This window comes from Acinetobacter sp. A47 (assembly GCF_000805455.1).
GTDB lineage: Bacteria > Pseudomonadota > Gammaproteobacteria > Pseudomonadales > Moraxellaceae > Acinetobacter.
Genome location: NZ_JSUS01000071.1, coordinates 1 through 16845 on the forward strand (window position 1 = coordinate 1; position 16845 = coordinate 16845).

The window sequence follows — 16845 nt, forward strand, 5'->3', positions numbered from 1 at the left end:
AGTTCAGGCCAAACAGGAGCTTGATCAGCTGGCCTGCACCGACCATCTGTGCAATCAGGTAAAACGCCACCACAACCAGTGAGCTGAAGGCCGCCAGAGTACGTACCGGCTTTTCTTCCAGACGGAATGACACCACATCAGACAGGTTATATTTGCCCAGATTACGCAAGCGTTCTGCCACCAGGAACAAAACAATTGGCCAGCCCACCATAAAGCCCAGTGAGTAAAGCAAGCCATCAAAGCCTGAACTGAACACCATTGCCGAAATCCCCAGAAAGGAAGCCGCAGACATATAGTCCCCGGCAATTGCCAGACCGTTCTGGAAACCGCTAATTCCGCCACCTGCGGTATAGAAGTCCTGTGCCGACTGGGTTTGCTTGGCTGCCCACTTGGTAATGAACAGGGTAAAACCGACAAAGATTGTAAACATGATGATTGCATGCCAGTTGGTCGCCTGCTGTTCAGCTGCGCCCAGATCCGGACTGGCAAATGCAATACTGGTAAAGCAAAAGCTAAGTAGCGTAAACAGTATCGCCTTGCATGAAGTTCCTTTCATCTCAATGCATCCCTTTTTCATGTGCAATGGCCTCAACTTCCTTGAGGGCTTCTTCATTTAGCTGGTCAAGCTTATTGTTGGCAATATAGGAATACACACCACATAAGATAAACGACAACACGATAATGCCCAGACCCAGGGGAATACCCCATGTGGTGACACCGCCGCTAAATGAACTAGCTAAAAATTCTTTGTTGTAACCAACCAAAAGCATAAATCCAACATAGATAAACAGCATGATTGCTGTTAATGTCCAACTTAATGTACGCTTTTTGCTGACCATTTCCTGAAACTTTGGATTATGTAGAATTCGATCTACCTGAGAATCATCCATAATCAACTCCTTATTTTTGTGTCCGACCGTGGACCCCTTTTTTACGTGGGATTTTTCATGATCCAACTTAACAAGATTCTGCTTGACTCGTAACTTAGACTTTGGTCTCTAAATGCAATTCTCTACTCCTTGCCGTACCTGCGCTTCAGGTATGATGAAAAATGGAATTTGATCACGTGAGCAATATGAACAGTTGGCTTATTCTTGGGGTACTGGCCCTGTACATTGTGCTGTTATTCGGCTGTGCTTTTTTTGGTGAAAAACATGCCAGCCGGCTGAGTACACGCGGAAGAATGCTGCTGTTCAGCCTGACCCTCGGCGTGTACTGCTCTTCATGGACTTTTTACGGGGCAACGGGAGCTGCGGTTCGCCAGGGAGTGATCTTCCTGCCGATTTATCTTGGCCCGCTGCTTTTTATCTGGTTTGGCTATGACATCTGGAAGCGTCTGGGGCGTATCCGCCAGCATCATGCCATTTCATCAATTGCCGATTTTGTCGCTGCCCGTTATGGCAAGAGCGGCAGTCTGGCCGCTCTGGTCACCATTCTGGCGGTGATTGCGATTGTGCCCTATCTGGCCTTGCAACTACGCGCCATTGCACTGAGCGCCTCGGTGATTCTGGAGCAGAATGCCCATCTTCATACCACCACCAACAGTGTGCTGGTGCTGACCGCTGTACTGGCGATTCTGGCCATGATTTTCGGTACGCGGCATATTGCCCATACCGAACAGCACGGCGGCCTGATGCTGGCAGTCGCCTTTGAGTCCTTTGTGAAACTGTTTGCCCTGCTCAGTGTCGCAGCCTTCTTCTTATTGCAGTCACCCGACAACCTCAGACAGGTCAGTACCGATGTACATCAGCATTTTCATGACCTGCAACAGCTGGGAGTTCCTGAGACCTTCTGGGTGCAGACCCTGTTGGCTGCACTGGCCATGATCTGCCTGCCACGCCAGTTTCACGTGGCAGTGGTAGAATTGCGTGATGAAAAGCATATTCGCGGAGCGCGCCGCTGGTTTGCTGCCTATCTGATCCTGACCGTGATGGCGATCATTCCAATTGCTAGCTGGGCCTTACATTCATTACCCGAATCACTCGGTACCCCGGATATTGCAGTATTGGCCCTGCCCCTGAGCTATCAGCAGGAATGGCTGGCACTACTGGCCTTTCTGGGCGGATTTTCAGCCTCGACCGGCATGCTGCTGGTGGCTTCGGTGGCCTTGTCGATCATGCTCAGTAATGACCTGATCATGCCAGCCTTGTGGCGTTTTAACATTATTTCACGGCATGACCAGCATTTGCCACGCGTGCTCAAGCTGACCCGGCGGATCAGTATTATCAGCGTGATGTTGCTGGGCTTTTTATTTTTCCATTTCTTTAATGATATTAACCAGCTGTCGGTATTTGGCTTACTGGCCTTTAGTGCCGTGGCTCAGTTTTCTCCGGCCCTGATTGGCGGTCTGTACTGGCGTGGCGCAAGCCGTCAGGGGGTCTATGTCGGCCTGTTAATGGGCTTTGCCATGTGGAGTTATACCTTACTGTTCCCAACAGTCTTGCGTAGCCTGCCCGACCAATATCAGGATCTGGCACAGCACATTTTACTGTTCGGGCCGTTCGGGATTAACGCTTTACGTCCTGAAGCACTGCTCGGTTTCGAGTCGTTTGCCCCGCTAACCCACGGTGTGCTCTGGTCACTCGGCCTCAATGTAGCCCTGTATATCTGGGTATCGCGCCTGTATCGTCCCAGCGTGGCCGAACAGATTCAGGCCGAAAGCTTTTTCTATTATGAAAGCAAACCGCTACCTTCGGCGCAGTCCAATACCGATCTCACCGACCTGCACCTCAATGCCGCACGCCTCAAGGTCGGTGACTTGCTGGCGCTGGCCAAACGGGTCACGGGCGACAAGCCGACCCTGCAAGCCTTCCAGCAGTTTTGTGAACAGAATCATGTGGTTTTAAATGAAAACCATGTCGCCAACGGCATGTGGTGGCGCTTTACCGAGCAATATCTGGCCGGAATTATCGGGGCGGCTTCGGCCCGGACCTTACTGACCACGGCCATGATTAACAATGGTCTGGCACTGGGTCAGGTCGCCAATATTCTGGACCAGGCCTCACAATGGCAGCGTTTTAACCAGAACCTGCTGATGACCATGATTGACCACATGACCCAGGGAGTCAGTGTCGTCGACAAGAACATGTGTCTGGTGGCCTGGAACAACCAGTATCTCAAGCTGTTTGATTATCCTAAAGATCTGGTGTATGTCGGCTGCCCGATTGCCGACCTGATCCGCTATAACGCCGAACGCGGCGAATGTGGCCCCGGCCCGGTCGAAGAACATGTGCGCAAGCGGATACACTGGATGAAAGTAGGCAGTGCACATGAATTTGAGCGAATCCGTAAGGATGGTCTGGTGATTCAGATGCGCGGCAACCCGATTGAAGGCGGTGGTTTCGTGACCACCTTTGCCGACATTACCGCGTTCCGTGAAAATGAAGCAGTACTGGAACAACGTGTCAGCGAACGTACCCAGCAGCTTGCCAATGCCCTGACCGAACAGCAACTGGCGCTGGAACAGGCCGACAAGGCCAATCAGTCAAAAAGCCGCTTTCTGGCAGCGGCCAGCCATGACCTGCTCCAGCCCATGCATGCCGCACGCCTATTTAGTACGGCACTGGAGCAAAGCGTCCACACCGCAGAAGACCAGCAGACCCTGCAACAGCTGGACCGTGCCCTGTATGGGGCAGAAAGCATGCTCTCTGCCCTGCTCGATATTGCCCGTCTGGAAGGCGGGACAATTCAGCCAAAACGTCAGGCCTACTCATTGCATGACCTGTTAAATGATCTGGAATTACAGTTCAAGTCGATTGCTGCCCAGCGTGATATCCAGTTAACCGTCCACGATACCCGATTCTGGGTCGACACCGATCCGCAATGGATGCGACGGATTATCCAGAACTTTGTCAGTAATGCACTCCGCTATACCGCGCAAGGTCGCGTGGTGGTGGGCGTGTTACGGTCTGCCCAGCGTCCAGCGCATATCCGGATCGGGGTCTGGGATACTGGTCCCGGCATTAATGAACAGCAACGGGTCAAACTGTTTCAGGAGTTTGAGCGCTGCGGACATACCTCGCCTTGGGGTGAACAGGGACTGGGGCTGGGACTGGCCATCGTACAACGGATGACCAGCCTGCTGGATTTTCCCGTGCATGTGTATTCCGAGCTGGGTAAGGGTTCCTGCTTTATGATTGAAGTCCCGCTTGCCGAAGCGCCGAAAACACAGGCCATCCCTCCTCAGGCCACCGCACTGCAACATACTGCCTATAAGGTACTGTGTCTGGACAATGATGAAACCATTCTGGACGGCATGCGTACCTTGCTCAGCAAATGGGGCTATCAGATCTTTACCGCCACGGAACCGGAAGAAGCATTACGGCTGATTGAACAGGAAGACATTCAGGTCTGGCTGATCGATCAGCATTTAAATCAGGACCAGCGTGGACTGGACTTCATCGAACAATACCGTTCGGCCCATGTACCGGTGGCGCTGATTACCGCAGACTCTGATCCGGAGTTGCCACAATACCTGAAACAGCAGAATATCGTATTGCTCAAGAAACCGCTCAAGCCGGCGGCCTTGCGTGCCTGGCTGTCGGGCCTGAAAATCATGCCGATGCAATAAGTATTGTGGGCGGTGTGGTTCCGGGATCATGATAGGCACGGCGGTTTTTACCGGCTCTGGTTCAAGATCTTTGGCTTAAGTTCCAGACCCGATGCAGCACAGCTGCCCCAAATCGATCCGGATATTCGCCCGAACGGGGCGGCCCGCCGGCAGACAACTGCAATTGCCTGCCGGTATGCCTGGTTTAACAAAGCTTTGGGCATTGCTCATGAGCAGTTCAAGCAAGCCATGACAGGCCGCTCCAGCCTGTGGAATGACCGGATTTTTTGCAGTCATAGGCAAAAACCATCAAAATCCAGTCCTTGGAGCATTGATCGATTGACCAAAGTGCTCAAATGACTTTTGCCTATGGCAAAAATCTCCACTTACATTAGTGTACGTTTGTACACTTACTTACAATTAAATAAATCATTGTTTTTATTTTATAATTTTAACCCAAAAAGCCTATCTACAACTTTAGTCGTATTCTACTTGCTTTCTTGATATTGCATTAATTGATCCATTGAATAGAAACTGTATCTCAGCAGATCAGGTTTCTCAGCACAGACTGTCGAAAAGGACATTGATCATGAAGAATAGCCACCCCACCACAGACCATAGCTCACAACAGTTTTATCGCCAATACAGTGCCAATGCATTATTACCACAACTAGACTGGCAACAGATTTTTGTTCATAGCAAACTTGAAGATACGCACTTACGCGCTTTGGATACGCTGTATCAGGCAGCCGTGCCACTGGCCTTGAAAGTCTTCCATGAGCTTGATTTTGATGTATTTGCACCGGCAGCCTATCATCCACAAGGCCTGGGCTTATTTGAAAAACTGTCCCAGCAAGAAGCAAAGTTTCTGGATGTGCTAGAAGCGGAAACAGCCCATCTTGACCATGAAACACGCCATCAGATCTGGAGCATGCTATTACGTGGCGGTGCCGTACTGGTCTTTAAAGCCTGGTTAAGCCATGCCAAAGGTCATGAAAACCAGCTGGACAAGAACCAGTTTGACGAACTTTCCGATTTGCTGTTTATCAAAACCCCGCCTGAACAGCTGGCACAGCGTTTAAAAGTGGATGCCCATGCACCACTGACCCATATTTTCCTGATGTATGATAATGATGTGTTCCTGGATCACTTCAATAGCCTGGAAACAGCGGCCCTGTTTGTAGATCTGGGGGTGTATGACGCGGCCTTCCTGAGCCTGCGTGATGATCGTGTGGCAGACTACCTCAAGCGTAAGGGCTATGTAACCCAGACCCAGATTGATGACTTGCAATGCGCCTTGAACCCCTTGTATTGCGATAGCCTGATGCCAAAACAGGACTGTCTGGCCTGAACCTGAAAAAGCCACAACCAGCATTGTGGCTTTTGCTTCGGTATTTCATGATGTACGGGCATGCTTCTCTAGACGCTGTTTATGAATCTGCATCACCACATCACTGAACTCGTTCAAGACATAATTGGCCCACAAACGACTATACCAGTTATATTCAGTCGACAAGCGGTAATCAATGCTCAGGATCAGTTTGGTGGTGTGGGCATCGATCTGCTCTAGCTGATAATCGGTTTTTAGCAAATCAAAATACCTGCCACCCATGACCAGATGATCATCCAGTGAACCTTTTGGAAACGAATCCGGTGCAAACTGGTAGTGCCATGACAACAGATACGGCGCATGAGATGCGGTCACCTTTTCTTTAAACCTGACCCCGCGTTCCCACTCGATGGTACGCACCAGTTGCCCATCCTGCTGTTCGGTCATGCCAAATACCGGTTTGGGAAAACCCATGGTAAAAATAAAACTGTCCTTGACTTCCTCGGGATGAATCTTGCCAATCTGGTTAATGGCCTGAAATACCTGCTGTGCTGGCGCATGAATTACCACCGAGCGCCGGGTTTGACCGTATTCGGTACGACTAAAATCAGGTAATAACAACCATAAAATCAAAGGCAGTAGTGCAAAAGAGTAAATTCGGGTACCGGGTTTCCACAAATAACGGCAAATCAGACGCATCAGACCTGCCCCCAGCAGCAAGCCGGTCAGTAAAATCGGTAACAGCATGATCAGGCAGATAATGCCTTCCCGCAAGACAATCACGCAAAATACAATCACCAGTACAAACACCAGCGGCTGGACGCTGAACAGCTTGGACAGGAAAATGGGGTTGGGCTGCTTGCGAATCATGAAGTATTCACATAATGCCCCCAGCAAGGCTGGCACAACCAGAACAATGACAAAGGACATCAGGTCTCTGGCGTAGCTCGTTAACAGTACAGTCGCTGCAATCAGGCCAACCGCCACAATCAGGGGCAATATCATGACCAGTGAGCTTCTGGGTGGATAAGCCTGTTCCAGCGGATAAAGCAGATCCGCTCTGACCCCGTTCAGGACGATCAGGTAAGCCTGGGGCTGATGCTTGATTTTGTGAAATTGGTACTGCTTAAAACCTGCCTGTGTCAGTATTTCATCCAGACTGGCGCGCGTCTGTTCGGTCCATTCTTCGACCTGGATACGGGCATACCCATGTTGTTTTAATTCTTGAATAATTGTTGTTTTTTGTTCCTGAAGTTGATGCATGCTGGCCTCGGTTCCCATCTCAGTCAGCCCAATGCAGGTCATTGAGCTGACTGATTCTAACCTAGCTTAGAACTTCATGCTCATCCGCATCCAGTAATTTCGCCCGGTATTGTTGAATTGTTCTTCACTGGCAAAGCCAAAACCCGAACTCCCTGCTTTATTGAGATGTTCGGTATAGGTCTTATCCAGAACATTGTCCACGCCTACCGAAAGGTCAATATTCTGATTGAGGCGGTAACTGCCATTCAGGGACAGTGTTGAAAAACCTGCACTTGGCTTTAAGTCATAGCCGACGATATTGCCTTGATGCAGGCTGACGCGATTTTGTTGATCCACCACACGCCATAACATGCCGAGCGTATATTGATCAGCCACATAACGGACATTGACCCGACCTTCTAAAGGTGCAATTTGGGGTAATGGCGTATTGTCGCTGGTATTTTTACCCCACGCATACATGGCACTCACATCGGCCTGGATATGATCGCTAAACTGATAGCCAACGCCAGCCTCAGCCCCGGCAATGGTGGCATCGACATTCTTGGCACCTGCGGTAATTCCGCCACCGCCATGTCCGCCTGCATGTAAATGACTATGATCGTGATAACTCATCAGGATATAGTCATCAACCAGTCCGGCATAGGCAGACACCCAGGAGTTAAATGCACCCTGTTGCTGGGTATAGCCAACATCCAGCTGCAAGGTTTTTTCCGGACGCACCCCGTTAAAGGTATTGCTCGAACCGGTATTGCCATGTACAGGGCTAAACAGCTCCCAATAATCTGGCATACGCTCGACATAGCCCAGCCCGACATAACTGTTCAGGCCATGCTCGTCATTTTGATTTTCCAGTCGCACAAAGGCACTTGGCAAGGTCTTGTTCAGTCGGGTATTGAATCCGGCTGTTTTCGAGTCAGCACGTTCATCTTCAACTTTGACACGATCAACTCGCGCACCGGCTACCAACTTGTTCTGCGGATTGAATTGATAGCTCAACTCGCCAAAAGCGCCATAAGACTGGAACCGCATATCCTGACTGAATGGAACATTCATGGACGGCATCGTTGAAGAGGACATACTGCCCCCATGTTTATTGAACTGGGAGTCAACCCCGCTGATCAGGCTCCACTGGTCCCATTCAGAGGTCATGGCCAGACGTGAATTCAGGGTACGGCGGGTTACCTGCATTTCCATTGGCATCGGCATTTTCATGACATGGTCACCGTGCTTCATTTCAACCATAGGCGGGGTTCGCAAGCTGAAATTGTCCATGATGTGATCGTTATAGCTATAGTTCACCTGCCCTTCGATTTTCTTGATCACATCGGTGACATTTTTCTTTTCAAAGCGCAGGCCCAGACTCTCACGGGCAAATTGTGCACCATCCATCCCGCGTCCGGCATATTCAGCCTCGCCATCGGCCTTGCCACCGGTCAGCTCCAACCAGGTATTTTCATCCGGAGTCCAGCCCAGCGCCACATCGGCATTCCAGCGCTCCCATGAAGAAGGCACGGTTTTACCGTCACCATCCTGATAGCTGTTCGACTCGGAACGGTTGGCATTTAAACGGATATATTTTTTCTCATCCCCCAGCGCCGCTTCAACATTCTGGTCTAAACGCCCAAATGAACCCCACAGTACACTGGCCTGTCCACGATACGGTTTGGCCTGAGTCAATTTTTCAGGTTGACGTTCAAAGATCACGGTTGCAGCTGAACCGGTATTGGCATATTGAACCGTTTGCGGCCCTTTAATCACCGAAATACGATCATAGCTTTCAGGTGAAATATAAGAAGTCGGGGCATCCATCCGGTTTGGGCAGGCTCCCAGATTTTCCGTACCATCGGTCAGGATCTTGATGCGTGAACCAAACATGCCACGGAAGGTCACATCACTATTGGTACCGCCACTCTGTATGGCATTAAAGCCCATAATACTTTGCAGGTAGTCGGCGCCATCGGTTGCAGGGATCGGCTGGATCGGTTGTTTTGGGTCGGCCTGCACCACCAGACCATTGCTCTGGTTAGGCTGTTGCGCGGTCACTACAATCGGCGCCAGCGATACATGGGCATGTGAAGATATAGACGAATCGACCGGATTTGCCCACACCAGAGCAGTATTTGAGGCAGCCAGGATCGCAACCGTGAGCGGTTGTAATAAAAATTGAGGTTGAGCCATGAGTGGTCTCTCTTAAAACATAAGTAAAACTGGGCTAGAGTTTTAAAAAACCCTAATGAAAATAACGTTTTATTTATGCAAAGAGTGGTGGGGCGCGCCCTTGGGGCAATAGAAATAAGCGTTGCAGTGCAAAATAAACATGCTTGAACGCTTGCTGATAAGCCACTAAACGGATCTGGATCCGGACCAGTACTTCTTTTACACCCAATTCAGGCGGCAAGACCAGATTGGCATACACCGTACAGTACTGACACTGGTGATTAGGATCGTGATGATCATGTTTCGGCATCTGGGCCTGAGCATGCTCCAGCTGATGGCTATGCGGCTGGGAGTTATGCGCCGAATGGCTCTGCATGCTTTGTACTTTGGGTAACAGTAGCGCCTGGGTGATGGTTTCACACACCGGCGCAATCTGGTATTGCTTCGGAAGCAGCGGCTGCAAGAAAACCGCAATCTGTAAACAGACCGCGGTAAATGCCAGCAACAAGCCCCAACGAAACAAAGACAACATAGATGAGTGCAGTTTGCAGCTTAACGTTTTACTGCAACTTTTTCCTTTTCACGTTGACGAACCACTTTTTCCACTTTTTCGCGGGCACGCTGACGTTTTAAAGGCGATAGATAATCGACAAAAAGCTTGCCATTTAAGTGATCCATTTCATGTTGGATACAAACAGCGAGAAGTTCGTCAGCTTCTAACTCAAATGCTTGACCTTCAAGGTTAATTGCCTCGATTTTTACGCGTGACGGACGCTCAACTTTGTCGTATATTTGAGGCACAGAGAGACAGCCCTCTTCATATGGCTGGGTCTCTTCGGTCAGTGGAGTGACTTTGGGGTTAATGAACACCATCGGTTGATTTTTCTCTTCCGAGATGTCCATAACAATAAGCTGAATATGATGATCAACCTGAGTTGCCGCCAAACCGATACCCGGTGCCTCGTACATGGTTTCAAACATATCTGCTGCAAGCTGACGAATTTCATCAGTGACTTCTTCGACTGGCTTGGCAATGGTACGAAGGCGGGGATCAGGAAAACTTAAAATAGGTAATAAGGCCATACTGTCGTCCTCACTTATGCCATTGATCAAAAAACCAACTGAAGGGAATGCTTGATCAAAAAATTGTGTGTAAAGTCGTTATTATAACGCAACTACACACATAATTTTCAGGAATTATGATAATGAAAAAGGTTTTAAACGGCATACCATCTTTTCATGCCTTGGGGTTAAAAAAACAACTGATTGCGGCTGCAATTTGTGCAGGATTGGGCCTGAGTGTCAATTTTGCCCATGCTGCCAGCCCGAATGTGAGTCCACCTACGGTTAAAGCTGGGGCACCGCATGTCTATGTGGTGAAAAAAGGCGATACCCTGTGGGATATTTCCGGCAAGTTTTTAAAGAAGCCCTGGCGCTGGCCTGAGATCTGGGCAAGCAACAAGCATGTCAAAAATCCGCACTGGATTTATCCGGGTGATCGCCTGCTATTGTGCAGCCTGAATGGCAGACCACTGATTGGTAAGGACGAAGGCGACGGCTGTGACGGTATTATTCGCCGCTATACCGGCAATACCTCTAACCTGCGTCCGCAAGTCCGCATTGAAGCTTTAAATAATAGCGTTCCGGTCATTCCACTCACCCATATCCAGCAATGGCTGGAACGCACCTCTGTCCTGCCTGCAGAAGCAATTGCCAATACTCCTTATATTCTGGGCACTGCAGATAACCGCGTATTGGCAGGCAAAGGCCAGAGCGTATATGTACGCGGCCAGGGCCTTGAAAATGGCCAGCGTTATGGGGTGTTCCGTGAAGGCGAGCCTTACATCGTACTGGACCAGAATGGTAAAAAGCAGAATCTGGGGGTTGAACTGACCCAGGTGGCATCAGGCGTGGCGATTCGTAGTGAAAACGATATCACCACAGTCGAACTGACCGACAGCTATAATGGCGAAGTGCGTCGTGGTGACCGTGTCATGCCGGAACAGGATGCCATGTTGCCTACCCTATTTTATCCAACCGATGCCAATCAGGTTAAAGACGGCGGTAAAATCATCCGGGTAATGGGTTCGATTGGCACAGCCGCAAAAAATGGTGTGGTCACCGTTGACCGTGGCAGCGCAGATGGCGTTGAAATCGGGCAGGTATTCAGTATCTATCAGGATGGAGAAACCGTGCGTGATCCGAAAACCAAAGAGCAAGTCAAGCTTCCTGGCCAATATCTGGGCAGCCTGATGATCTTCAAGAGCTTTGAACGGATCAGCTATGCCTATGTACTCGACAGCGAGCTGCCGATCAAGCTAGGTTCAGAGATCAAACCGCCACGTCTGGACGATTAGGAACCGCACCATGTTGAATCAGCTATCGCCTCATCACTACCATACCGTGCTGGTGTGGTACCTGGTTCAACATTCACTTTCCAGTTTTCAAAAAATCCTGCAGTACTTTGGTAGCTGTGAACAGGCAACCCGGCCACAGCGTTTTGCAGAGTGGTCACAACTCGGCTTGCACGCCAATCATTTAAAACGTCTGGCCGAGTTTCAGACCCCTCAGGGCCGGCAACAGTTTGAACAGCTGGTTCAGCTGGTCTGCCGTCACAGTGACTTTATTTTAACGCCCGAAGATATCGGTTATCCCACCCAGTTACTTCCCTATCCGGACCGCCCTCCGATCCTGTTCGGGCAAGGTCAGGCTCAGGCACTCTTACAACCGCAAATTGCCATGGTGGGCAGTCGCAAGCCAAGTCCGCATGGACGCCAGGTGGCTTATGACTTTGCTTATTATTTAAGTGAAAAGGGATTTTATATTAGTAGTGGCCTGGCACACGGAATTGATCAGGCAGCCCATCAGGGGGGACTGGTTCATCACCGGACCATCGCAGTGACAGGAACAGGCCTGGACACGGTCTACCCTGCCCAGCATCAACAGCTCGCCCGGCAGATCACCTGCTCGGGCGCAATTGTGACGGAATTCCTGCCGACCACCAAGCCTTTACAGCAGCATTTTCCTCGCCGTAACCGTATCGTTAGCGGTTTAAGTCTTGGGGTATTGGTGATTGAAGCAGCACTCAAAAGCGGTTCACTGATTACCGCACATGAAGCCGCCAATCAGGGCAAAATGGTCTTCGCCATTCCCGGCCATATTTATAGCGAGCATCATCAAGGCTGCCATCAACTGATCCGCGAAGGGGCCATTCTGGTCGATCATCCTGAACAGGTGATTGAGGATCTGGCCTTACCGACCCAGTGGCAAGCCCAGCAGCAACCCGCAACAGAGAGCAGCTCGGCACCGCCAACGCTACCCGCACATTTAATTGGGCTGTATCAGGTTTTGGACTGGGTCGGACAGGATCTGGACCAGCTGGCGCAGCGTTACCCGACCCCGATTGCCGACTTAACCGCCCAGTTGATGGAACTGGAATTGCTCGGTTTAAGCATGCAACAGGCCGGTCGCTATTTACGTTGCCGTCCAATGCATTAAACTAGTAACCTCTCCCTCTATCCATACCAGTTTATGCCATGATTACCACGTCGATTCCTGAAGCAGCGCAACTCTTACAACAAGGACAGGTTCTGGCTTATCCGACCGAGGCCGTATGGGGACTAGGTTGCGATCCGTTTAATGAACAGGCTTTTCTACAGATTCTGGAACTCAAACACCGCCCCGTCGAAAAAGGGGTGATTTTACTGGCCGGACACATCGATCAGGTCGAACATTTGCTTCAGGATTTAAGCCCTGTCATCCGCCAGCAGGTCATCAGCAGCTGGTCAAACCGCCAGCCCTCCGAACGTGCCACCACCTGGCTGGTACCCGCCGACCAGCACATCCCGAACTGGATCAAGGGCCAGCATCCGCTGGTGGCAGTGCGGGTCACCACCCATCCGCTCTGTGTGGAGTTATGCCGGCAGTTTGGAGGTTTCATCGTTTCGACCAGTGCCAATCCAGCCGGACAGACACCTGCGCATAACCTGACAGAGGCTCAAGCCTATTTTGGCAATGCATTACATTATCTTGAGGGCGATTTGGGATTGAGTCGGGAACCGAGCCGCATCCTCAATGCGCTGACCGGTGAAATTGTTCGCGCATAGTGATTTAGGTGAATAGCAGACAAAAAAAAGCTCAGTTATATAGGGATAACTGAGCATAAAAAGGATGTGTATAATCACATCCAGAGGGTTCATCAATTCGGTGAGCAACTTGTTCATTCTTAAATGAATCATCTTGCTGTGGCTGGTATTATGAGCTATTCATTCCATTTATACAAATTTATTATTTCACTAACAAAAAGTGTGAAAAGGGCACCAATTTTGTCACTTGAGGTTTTTTAATAAAATTATATTTTTATTTTTATTCAGCTTTTTTCGAGCATAAACCCACGCCCTCATAAAAAAATATAGTTGCAAATCAGATAGAAAGAACATTCTCTCCAAAAAAAACCGGGTGCGTTTGTTGTTTTTTTAACCAAACACACCGCTTCGGTTCATCTTTATGAGGCAGATTCTGCCAGTTTCACCGGTGCTTTCATGCTTTTCTTTTGCGCCATGATAATCCCGACCAGAATCATGATGCCACCAACGCTATGGTAAATCGTCCAGTGTTCCGATAACCAGACACTGGCAATAATGGCGGTAAATACCGGCATCAGGTTCATGAAAATACTGGTCCGGTTAGGGCCAATGGCCTGCACGGCAACCATCCACAACAAGGGAGCAATCAGTGACGGGAACATCCCGGCATAAAGCACGCTTGCCGCATTCGCCGCATTGATGCCATCTAAGCCGAACCAGAGTAAAAACGGCAGGTGATACAATAAGGCAAAAGCAATCTGTACATAAAGACTGATCAACAAGGGCAGTTGCAGTTGCCATTTTTTCAGGAATACCCCATAAAAGGCATAAAACCCGACTGCCAGCACCATCACCGCATCGCCCCAGTGTCCGCCCTGCTCAAACAGGCTGGAGATATGACCTTGGCTCATCACATAGATCAGCCCGGCAAAAGACAGCAGACTCCCAAAAATTGCATAGCGGTTCGGCGCATCTTTTAAAATAATGTACGAGATAAAAATCGTAAAAACAGGCACAAAGGCATTTACAATGCCCATATTGGTCGCAGTGGTGTAATGCGCTGCGGTATAGGACAAACCTTGATACAGCACCATGCCAAACGCACTGAGCACAGCCAGTTTTGGAATAAACGGCCGGATCAAGGCACGTTGCTTCCAGACTTGAGGCAACATAAACGGCGTCAAGATCACAAAGGCAACAAACCAGCGATAGAAACTGATACTGACTGGCGAAATATAATCTGCCACGTAACGGGTAACCGCAATGTTGAGTGACCAAATCAATACGGCAATCAAGGGCAACACAAATGCCCATTTCTGGTATTTACTGAACTGACCCATCATTTTCTCACAATATCTCAGCAATGGGCATATTGTGAAAGATGTCCAAAATAATTGAAATATCGTATTTCAGACATTTATATCGCGCTTACGACATCCTTGTCTAAAACAGCTCCCAGCTGCGCATGGCATGCTCCACCACTTTATGTAACTGCTCGACCGTGGCACCATCTCTTGCCTGCATGGTCAGCCCTTGCAGCACTGTGGCATAAAAGTCGGCCATTTCCTGTAAAGGCGCTGTGGCTGCCAGGTCTCCACTGGCCACCCCTTGCATCAGGCGATCCAGCAGCCTTTGCTTGATCTGCAAGCGTTTTTCCAAAATATTATGCTGAATGGCTTGCGCATTGTCAGAACAGTTCATGGTGGCCACCACCAGCATGCAGCCCGACGGCTTGTCTGGCTGTACTAAACGCTGCACGTTGTCATACAGAAACAGCTCAAAAGCAACCTTGGCAGTTCTGGCTTCTAAAAAGATGGTCTCAATGGGGCAGGCCTCATGCGCCAGATAATAATCGATACATTTATAAAACAGCCCTGCCTTATCCCCAAAACTGCTATACAGGCTCGGTGCTGTCAGTTCAAGTGCATGGGTCAACTCACTGATCGAGGTTGCTTCATAGCCATGCTCCCAAAAGAGCAGCATGGCCTTTTGTAATGCCTGCTGCTCGTTAAAGCACTTCGGACGGCCACGCTTTTTTTTCAAGCTGTCATCACAGGGTGCTACTGTTGGCTCATGCGGATTGGTCATAGCTGTCACAATATTTCATAACGATCACTAATAAATTAATTGACGGGATGATTTTTATCAACTATTTTATTTTATATCGATCGCTATAAAAACTAATATATTTCAATTCTTATTGTTATCTATTTAACAATAAAGGAAATTCTTATGGAAAACTCTACTCCGGCCAAACTCAGCCAACTAGATGCCAGTGTCTCTCAAGGCAACTGGTTTGCCTTGCTCTCAGTCACCTTTAGTGCGTTTGCGCTGGTCACCGGTGAATTTCTGGCAATTGGCGTACTCAATGACATTGCCAGAGACTTTCAGGTTTCTGTCGGTACGGCAGGTTTGACCGTTTCGCTCACCGCAATTGTCGGGATGTTTGCTGCCGTCCTGATCCCGGTATCATCGAAAACGCTGGATCGTCGCTCATTACTGTTACTGTTGACCCTGTTCATGATTATTGCGAATTTGCTGACCGCATTTGCTCCCAATTTTATGATTTTATTAGCAGGACGTATCCTCCTCGGGGTTGCTGTCGGCGGGTTCTGGGCCACAGCCGTAGCATTGAGCGGGCGTCTGGCCCCACCCCATTTGCCAATTGCCAAGGCAACAGCATGGGTTGCTTTCGGAGTGACCTTGGCCAGTGTATTAGGTGTCCCGATGGGCACCTGGCTGGCCCAGTACCAGGGCTGGCAAACCTCATTTACAGCAATTTCATTGATGGGCGTACTCCTGCTTATCTTTCAGTATCTCTATCTGCCACAGCTCAAGCCATCTTCATCTTTGCGCTGGAAAGAGCTGCCGATCCTGCTGCAACACCCTGCCGCCCGCAAAGGACTGATCATTTTTCTGTTTATGGGCTTTGCGCATTTTGCTGCATATAGCTACTTTTCTGCCTTTTTTAAATATGAGCTCGATTTTTCTGACAGCCTGATCAGCCGTTTATTGCTGGTCTATGGTATTGCCGGAATTTTTGGCAATGTTTTTGCAGGTTACCTCGGCCAGATCAATATCCGTTATACCTTTGCCGTGAGTGCGGTTGCATTCCTGCTGGCCTTTTTAAGCCTGCCACTCTGCGGGACACAGGTTTTGCTTGCCATCATGTTAACCGCATTATGGGGTTTTGCTTATGGCATCATTCCAACGGCAGTCAACATCTGGATGTTTACCCATGCGCCTGAAGCGGTTGAAAAGGGCATGCCGATGGTGACCCTGACCTTTTTAATCCTGATTGCACTCGGCAGTATGTTCGGTGGAGTGATTGTCGATCACTTTGACGGAACGGTATTGTTTTTTACAATGCTTCCTTTAATCATTCTGTCCTTGATCCTGATCTTTACCCTGGCACGTGGCCTCAATAATCCGAAAGCCGCCACTCACCGCTAGCCATCCAG

General features: G+C 49.5%; 15 protein-coding genes. 7 read left to right on the forward strand and 8 right to left on the reverse strand.

Annotation, left to right across the window (positions count from 1 at the left end; all coding sequences use genetic code 11):
* On the reverse strand, window positions 1–556 hold a 556-nt coding region (locus tag OC23_RS15315; protein ID WP_038345786.1), incomplete at its 3' end, for a sodium:solute symporter family transporter.
* Window position 557: 1 nt separating this feature from the next.
* On the reverse strand, window positions 558–890 hold the full coding sequence (locus OC23_RS15320) for a DUF485 domain-containing protein (protein ID WP_004773206.1): 333 nt from the start codon (window positions 888–890) through the stop codon (window positions 558–560).
* Between the two features lie 185 nt (window positions 891–1075).
* Here OC23_RS15320 and OC23_RS15325 point away from each other — a divergent pair, with 185 nt between their 5' ends.
* The 3 genes from OC23_RS15325 (at window position 1076) to OC23_RS15335 (ending at window position 5900) form a co-directional block, all read left to right on the forward strand.
* Window positions 1076–4570, forward strand: coding sequence for a PAS domain-containing hybrid sensor histidine kinase/response regulator (locus tag OC23_RS15325; protein ID WP_161792305.1), 3495 nt, complete (start codon window positions 1076–1078; stop codon window positions 4568–4570).
* A gap of 12 nt (window positions 4571–4582) precedes the next feature.
* Window positions 4583–4909, forward strand: coding sequence for a hypothetical protein (locus tag OC23_RS15330; protein WP_152607852.1), 327 nt, complete (start codon window positions 4583–4585; stop codon window positions 4907–4909).
* A gap of 229 nt (window positions 4910–5138) precedes the next feature.
* A complete protein-coding gene (locus tag OC23_RS15335; protein WP_038345790.1) occupies window positions 5139–5900 on the forward strand; it encodes a hypothetical protein in 762 nt (253 codons plus the stop codon).
* Window positions 5901–5945: 45 nt separating this feature from the next.
* Here OC23_RS15335 and OC23_RS15340 read toward each other — a convergent pair whose 3' ends face one another.
* The 4 genes from OC23_RS15340 to def form a co-directional block, all read right to left on the reverse strand.
* The gene (locus tag OC23_RS15340) at window positions 5946–7142 is read right to left on the reverse strand and encodes a hypothetical protein (RefSeq protein WP_038346433.1); all 1197 of its coding nucleotides are present in this window, start codon (window positions 7140–7142) and stop codon (window positions 5946–5948) included.
* 66 nt (window positions 7143–7208) lie between these two features.
* Window positions 7209–9320, reverse strand: coding sequence for a TonB-dependent copper receptor (locus OC23_RS15345; protein ID WP_038345791.1), 2112 nt, complete (start codon window positions 9318–9320; stop codon window positions 7209–7211).
* Window positions 9321–9393: 73 nt separating this feature from the next.
* A complete protein-coding gene (locus OC23_RS15350) occupies window positions 9394–9831 on the reverse strand; it encodes a DUF2946 family protein (protein WP_038345792.1) in 438 nt (145 codons plus the stop codon).
* A gap of 20 nt (window positions 9832–9851) precedes the next feature.
* Window positions 9852–10382 (reverse strand): peptide deformylase, encoded by a 531-nt coding sequence (def, locus tag OC23_RS15355; protein WP_038345793.1) that lies wholly within the window; start codon window positions 10380–10382, stop codon window positions 9852–9854.
* 122 nt (window positions 10383–10504) lie between these two features.
* On the opposite strand from def, the gene OC23_RS15360 reads away from it, so the two are divergent.
* From OC23_RS15360 to OC23_RS15370, 3 genes are read left to right on the forward strand one after another with little or no spacing between them, the layout of a single operon-like run.
* Window positions 10505–11656, forward strand: a complete 1152-nt coding sequence (locus OC23_RS15360) for a LysM peptidoglycan-binding domain-containing protein (protein ID WP_038345794.1) — start codon at window positions 10505–10507, stop codon at window positions 11654–11656.
* Window positions 11657–11666: 10 nt separating this feature from the next.
* Window positions 11667–12797 (forward strand): DNA-processing protein DprA, encoded by a 1131-nt coding sequence (gene dprA / locus OC23_RS15365; RefSeq protein WP_038345796.1) that lies wholly within the window; start codon window positions 11667–11669, stop codon window positions 12795–12797.
* Window positions 12798–12835: 38 nt separating this feature from the next.
* On the forward strand, window positions 12836–13405 hold the full coding sequence (locus OC23_RS15370) for an L-threonylcarbamoyladenylate synthase (RefSeq protein ID WP_038345797.1): 570 nt from the start codon (window positions 12836–12838) through the stop codon (window positions 13403–13405).
* A gap of 398 nt (window positions 13406–13803) precedes the next feature.
* On the opposite strand, the gene OC23_RS15375 is transcribed toward OC23_RS15370, so the two are convergent.
* Both OC23_RS15375 and OC23_RS15380 read right to left on the reverse strand, forming a co-directional pair.
* Window positions 13804–14724: a DMT family transporter gene (locus OC23_RS15375; RefSeq protein WP_038345798.1), complete on the reverse strand. Its 921-nt coding sequence runs from the start codon at window positions 14722–14724 to the stop codon at window positions 13804–13806.
* Between the two features lie 103 nt (window positions 14725–14827).
* Window positions 14828–15481 (reverse strand): TetR/AcrR family transcriptional regulator, encoded by a 654-nt coding sequence (locus tag OC23_RS15380; RefSeq protein WP_171194812.1) that lies wholly within the window; start codon window positions 15479–15481, stop codon window positions 14828–14830.
* Between the two features lie 135 nt (window positions 15482–15616).
* On the opposite strand from OC23_RS15380, the gene OC23_RS15385 reads away from it, so the two are divergent.
* A complete protein-coding gene (locus OC23_RS15385; RefSeq protein WP_038345802.1) occupies window positions 15617–16837 on the forward strand; it encodes an MFS transporter in 1221 nt (406 codons plus the stop codon).
* Window positions 16838–16845: the final 8 nt, after the last annotated feature.

What these genes read in the sequence shown, in the direction of transcription:
- OC23_RS15335 (WP_038345790.1), top strand. Translation starts at nt 5,139, where the DNA reads ATGAAGAATAGCCACCCCACCACAGACCATAGCTCACAACAGTTTTAT.
- OC23_RS15370 (WP_038345797.1), top strand. Translation starts at nt 12,836, where the DNA reads ATGATTACCACGTCGATTCCTGAAGCAGCGCAACTCTTACAACAAGGA.
- dprA (WP_038345796.1), top strand. Translation starts at nt 11,667, where the DNA reads ATGTTGAATCAGCTATCGCCTCATCACTACCATACCGTGCTGGTGTGG.
- OC23_RS15340 (WP_038346433.1), bottom strand. Translation starts at nt 7,142, where the DNA reads ATGCATCAACTTCAGGAACAAAAAACAACAATTATTCAAGAATTAAAA.
- def (WP_038345793.1), bottom strand. Translation starts at nt 10,382, where the DNA reads ATGGCCTTATTACCTATTTTAAGTTTTCCTGATCCCCGCCTTCGTACC.
- OC23_RS15360 (WP_038345794.1), top strand. Translation starts at nt 10,505, where the DNA reads ATGAAAAAGGTTTTAAACGGCATACCATCTTTTCATGCCTTGGGGTTA.
- OC23_RS15320 (WP_004773206.1), bottom strand. Translation starts at nt 890, where the DNA reads ATGGATGATTCTCAGGTAGATCGAATTCTACATAATCCAAAGTTTCAG.
- OC23_RS15375 (WP_038345798.1), bottom strand. Translation starts at nt 14,724, where the DNA reads ATGGGTCAGTTCAGTAAATACCAGAAATGGGCATTTGTGTTGCCCTTG.
- OC23_RS15325 (WP_161792305.1), top strand. Translation starts at nt 1,076, where the DNA reads ATGAACAGTTGGCTTATTCTTGGGGTACTGGCCCTGTACATTGTGCTG.
- OC23_RS15385 (WP_038345802.1), top strand. Translation starts at nt 15,617, where the DNA reads ATGGAAAACTCTACTCCGGCCAAACTCAGCCAACTAGATGCCAGTGTC.
- OC23_RS15345 (WP_038345791.1), bottom strand. Translation starts at nt 9,320, where the DNA reads ATGGCTCAACCTCAATTTTTATTACAACCGCTCACGGTTGCGATCCTG.
- OC23_RS15350 (WP_038345792.1), bottom strand. Translation starts at nt 9,831, where the DNA reads ATGTTGTCTTTGTTTCGTTGGGGCTTGTTGCTGGCATTTACCGCGGTC.